The sequence below is a fragment of the Oscillibacter sp. KLE 1745 genome (genome assembly GCF_000469445.2).
Lineage (GTDB): Bacteria > Bacillota > Clostridia > Oscillospirales > Oscillospiraceae > Oscillibacter > Oscillibacter welbionis.
The window spans coordinates 13823-18537 of record NZ_KI271709.1 but is presented as its reverse complement, the minus strand read 5'-3'; the positions used below and the strand labels follow the sequence as shown (position 1 = coordinate 18537).

Annotated in this window: 5 protein-coding genes; 2 read left to right on the top strand and 3 right to left on the bottom strand. The window is 63.4% G+C overall.

From position 1 onward, the window contains the following. Window positions 1-34: 34 nt before the first annotated feature. The 3 genes from HMPREF1546_RS05970 to HMPREF1546_RS05960 form a co-directional block, all read right to left on the bottom strand. Window positions 35-1270: a dicarboxylate/amino acid:cation symporter gene (locus HMPREF1546_RS05970; RefSeq protein WP_021749696.1), complete on the bottom strand. Its 1236-nt coding sequence runs from the start codon at window positions 1268-1270 to the stop codon at window positions 35-37. Window positions 1271-1625: 355 nt separating this feature from the next. Beyond that, on the bottom strand, window positions 1626-2255 hold the full coding sequence (locus HMPREF1546_RS05965) for a trimeric intracellular cation channel family protein (RefSeq protein WP_021749698.1): 630 nt from the start codon (window positions 2253-2255) through the stop codon (window positions 1626-1628). A 5-nt stretch (window positions 2256-2260) separates the two neighbouring features. Then, window positions 2261-3151: a LysR family transcriptional regulator gene (locus HMPREF1546_RS05960; protein ID WP_021749699.1), complete on the bottom strand. Its 891-nt coding sequence runs from the start codon at window positions 3149-3151 to the stop codon at window positions 2261-2263. Between the two features lie 163 nt (window positions 3152-3314). Here HMPREF1546_RS05960 and HMPREF1546_RS05955 point away from each other — a divergent pair, with 163 nt between their 5' ends. Together HMPREF1546_RS05955 and HMPREF1546_RS05950 are read left to right on the top strand one after the other, a co-directional pair. Continuing rightward, window positions 3315-4088: a TIGR00282 family metallophosphoesterase gene (locus tag HMPREF1546_RS05955; protein ID WP_021749700.1), complete on the top strand. Its 774-nt coding sequence runs from the start codon at window positions 3315-3317 to the stop codon at window positions 4086-4088. Window positions 4089-4144: 56 nt separating this feature from the next. Then, complete coding sequence (locus HMPREF1546_RS05950; protein ID WP_021751773.1) at window positions 4145-4633, top strand: YbaK/EbsC family protein; 489 nt, start codon at window positions 4145-4147, stop codon at window positions 4631-4633. Window positions 4634-4715: the final 82 nt, after the last annotated feature.

Here is a 4715-nt window from a genome sequence, read left to right as displayed (position 1 = left end):
ATTTGTTCCGCGCCGCGCTCGTTTTCGGCTGGGGTCAGGCCCGGGGCCTGCGGGCAGCCCGTCGGGCCTCCGCTTTTTTCTCCAGGTTGGAGACCACCAGGGCGCAGGCAGCGTCGCCCGTGATGTTCACCGTGGTGCGGCCCATGTCGAAGATGCGGTCCACGCCGATGACCAGGCCGATGCCTGCCACCGGCAGATTCACGCTCTCCAGCACCATGGTCAGCATCACCACGCCGGAGCCGGGGACACCCGCGGTTCCGATGGAGGCCAGGGTGGCGGTGAGCACAATGGTGATCATTTGGCCCAGGGTCAGGTCCACTCCGTAGCAGGTGGCGATGAACACGGCGCACACGCCCTGGTAGATGGCGGTGCCGTCCATGTTGATGGTGGCGCCCAGGGGCAGGACGAAGCTGGCGATGTCCCGCCGGGCGCCCAGCCGCTCCGTGCACTCCAGGTTCAAAGGCAGGGTGCCCACGGAGGAGGCAGAGGAGAACGCCATGGCCATGGCCGGGAACATCCCCTTGAAGAAGGCCAGCGGACTCACGCCGCCCAGGGCCTTTACCGTGGCAGAGTAGACGATGACGGCGTGGAGGAAGTACCCGATATAGGCGCACAGCAGCACCAGGCCCAGATTGCCCAGGATCTGGGGACCGTTTTCCGCCACCACCGGCAGGATCAGGCAGAACACGCCGATGGGGGAGAGGCGCAGGATGATGTCCATGACCTTCATGCAGACCTCTGTAAGGCTGTCGACCAGCGCCGCTGCGGGCCGTCCCTTCTCTCCGGCGGCCAGGATGCCGAAGCCGAACAGCAGCGCCGCCACGATCACCTGCAGCATGGAGGCGTTGGCAAAGGGGGCGATGATGTTGGAGGGGAAGATGTCCACCAGCGTGTCCATGAAGCTGGCGGTCTCACCGGGCTCAAAGGTGACACCGGTGGGGTTGATGACCGTGAAGAAGCCCTTGAACAGGTTGGCCAGGAACATGGCCAGCACGATGGCCCCGGCAGTGGTGCAGGTATAATACACCAGCGTTTTGACGCCGATGGAACCCACCTTGCGGATATCGCTCATGGAGATGATGCCGGAGAGAATGGAGAAAAAGACGATGGGCACCACCACGAACTTCAGCAGGTTCAGGAAAATGGTGCCGAAGGGCTTGATATAGCTGACGGCAAAGGTGGGATTTCCCGTGAAGGCCATGCCGACCGCGATGCCTAGCCCCAGCGCCAGAAAGATTTGGAGGGAGAGAGGAATTTTTTTCTGCTTCATATACGCGCTCCTTTGCTTGGTGAACTGTTGTGCAGGGCCATTCGGCGGAAAGACCGCCCGAAATGGCCGAAAACCAATCTAGTATATCAAAAAAACTGGGACAGCACAACCCTCTTTTGCAACAGAGTGCCCATTTCCGCTGCTTAGAAACCTGATTTCAATTTCTGTTTATTTTGTCAGGAAGGCGGAGGGTATAGATACGATCCCGGCATGGATGGCAGAGATGGAGAAGAGAACCTGGCATCTCCACTGGGCGGCGTGGGAAAAGCGGCGGATCCGGGCTCGAACATTGACGGCCTGTAAAAGAGTCCCCCGGACAGAAAACGACCTCTCCCGATCCGGAGAGGCCGTTTGTTCAGTCATGGGCGTGAGGCAGGTTCCAGCGGAAGTGGGCGGAGAGGATGCGGACGGCGACCACAAGCGCACTGCCGCAGAGCATGGCGGCCATCTCTCCCGCCAGGGGCCAGAGGACCACGCAGGCCAGCGCCCCGGCCAGGGAGGCGGAGGCATAGACATGCTTGACGAAAATGTAGGGCGTGTCCCCGGCCAGCACGTCCCGCAGCACGCCGCCGCCCACGCCGGTAACCACGCCCACAAACACCAGCAGGAACAGGGTGGGGCGGGCCGCGTGTTCATAGGCGATGCGGATGCCCGCCACGGTGAAGATGCCAAGGCCTGCGGAGTCCATAATCAGCAGCACCAAGTCGTAGAGCCGCTGGTCCCACATGAGGAGCCGCCGGATGCGGGGCAGAAACAGCACCAGGGAGGTCAGCAGGGCCACCACGGCGTAGATGGGATCCTGGAAGGTGCCCGGCGGCGTGATGCCCAAGAGCAGGTCCCGGATGACGCCGCCGCCCACTGCGGTGGTGAGGCCCAGGATGCAGACGCCGAAAACGTCCATGTTCTTTTTCAGGCCGGTGATGGCGCCGGAGGCGGCAAAAGCGAGCGTCCCAACCAGCTCCAGGATCAGAAACAGCTGTTCCATGGCCGTCACCGGGCGTCCTGCCGGACCATCTCCATAAAGGCGGAGGCCGCGGCGGTGGGCGTCACGTCCCGCAGGGTGCACATGTCCACGCTGCGGGCGGGAATGGTGAAGTCGGTTTTCAGCAGGCGGATGTCCCCGCTGTCCAGGGCCTTCTGCACAAACTCCAGCGTCACACCGGCCACCCCCAGGCCGATCCGGGCCAGGGATACCAGGAGGCTCCGGGAGGAGAGCTCGATTTCCGGCGTCAGGGTGATACCGCTTTGCAGAAAGTACTGCTCCAGAAACACCCGGCTGCTGGCCTTGCGCTCCAGCAGGATCAGGGGGAACTCCGCGATCTCCTGCCGGGTGTACACGTGGTCGAAGTCACAGTCGTAGCCGCTGCCCGCCACAAAGACGGAGTGGGTGGCGAAGCAGGACCAGGTATGCAGCGCGGCGGGGTCCGTGGGGGAGGAGGCGAAGGCGATGTCCACAGCGCCGGATTTCAGCATGCTCAGCACCTTGGCGCTGCGGCCGCTGACAATCTTCAGCCGGATGCCCGGGTGCTGGCGGTGGAAGGCCTCCAAATATGGCGTCAGGAAAAAGCTGGTGACAGTGTCGCTGGCGCCGATGGTCAGGGTGCCCAGCAACAGCTGCTGGGCCTGGGACAGCTTGTCCTCCCCTGTGGCCAGCAGCCCCAGGGCGCTGCGGACATACTGGTAGAGCATCTGCCCCTCCCAGGTGAGGGAGACGCCCCGGGGACTGCGGGCGAACAGGCGGGCCTGGAGCGCCGTCTCCAGCTGCTTGATAGACTGGCTCACCGCCGACTGGGAGATGTAGAGGTTTTTTGCCGCCAGGGAGATGTTGCCCGTCTCCGCCACCTCTTTGAACACTCGGTACAGCTCCAGCTTGACCGCCATGGATCATCCCTCCAGCAATCAGAATTTCTTATAGTGTCCGGAATCATTATAAGGGATGACTGGAGGAAACGCAACGGCGGCGGAAAAATTTTCGGTTTTTCTTTGCAAGCGGGATGGTTTTTGGTATACTAACACATTAGATTGTAAAGACGGGAGGCGCGCTATGCTGTATCACATTCTGGCAGTGGGCGACGTGGTGATGGAGCCCGGCCTCCGCCATCTGGAGCGGCACCTGCGGCCCCTCCAGAAGTGGAAGACCATCGACTTCACGGTGGTGAACGGCGAGAATGCCGCCGGAGTGGGGCTGACCCGCGACCAGGCGGAGCGGATCTACGACGCCGGTGCCGACGTGGTGACCTTGGGGAACCACGCCTTCGGCAAGAGCCAGATTGCGGATTTCCTGGAGGACGCGCCCTGGCTGCTGCGGCCCGCCAACTACACCGGCCGGGCCCCGGGCCGGGGCTGCGGTGTTTACGACCTGGGCGGCGTCCGGATCCGGGTGCTGAACCTGATCGGCCGGTGCGACCTGGCCTGGGGGGCGGACAACCCCTTCACGGCGGCGGACCGGCTGCTGGAGAGAGACGCGGCGGACTTCACCCTGGTGGACTTCCACGCGGAGGCAACCAGTGAGAAACTGGCCATGGGCTACTATCTGGACGGGCGGGTGTCCGCCCTGTGGGGGACCCATACCCACGTGCCCACCGCCGACGAGCGGGTGTGTCCCAGAGGCACGGGCTATATTACGGATTTGGGAATGACCGGGTCCATCGAGTCGGTGCTGGGCATCGACCCCCGGCAGTCCGTGGAGGGATTCCTGGGCGGCCTTCCGGGCCGCTACCGGGCGCCGGAGGGACCCGCCAAGCTCCAGGGGGCCATCTTCACGCTGGACAGCGCCACCGGACTGTGCACCGCCGTGGAGCGGATCGACGTACGGTGACCGGGACGATTTCAAACCGGCTGGTTAAAATTTCAGATAGAGAGGAACGAACCATCATGTCCATTGAAAAAGTCAGAGCATATTTCAAGCCCCTCGGCATCGAAGAGCGAATCCGGGAGTTCGATGTCTCCTCCGCCACGGTGGAGCTGGCGGCGGTGGCCGTGGGTGTGGAGGGCGCCCGCATTGCCAAGAGCCTTAGCTTCAAGGTGGAGGACAAGCCCATCATCATTGTGGTGGCGGGGGACGCCAAGGTGGACAACAGCCGCTACAAGGCCCAGTTCCACACCAAGGCCAAAATGCTGACCCATGAGGAGGCCCACGAGCTGATCGGCCACGACGTGGGCGGCGTGTGCCCCTTTGCCCTGCCGGAGGATGTGAAGGTGTACCTGGATGTGTCCATGAAGCGGTTCGAGACGGTGTTCCCCGCCGCAGGCAGCAGCAACAGCGCCGTGGAGATGACCTGCGACGAGCTGGAGCGGTACGCCTCCAACTTTGCCGCGTGGGTGGATGTGTGCAAGGGCTGGCGGCCCGAGGAGCAGGGATGATCCGGTTTCTGCACGGCGCGGACTTCCACCTGGACAGCGCCTTCGGCGCCCTGCCGCCCGGACAGGCGGCGGCCCGCCGCCG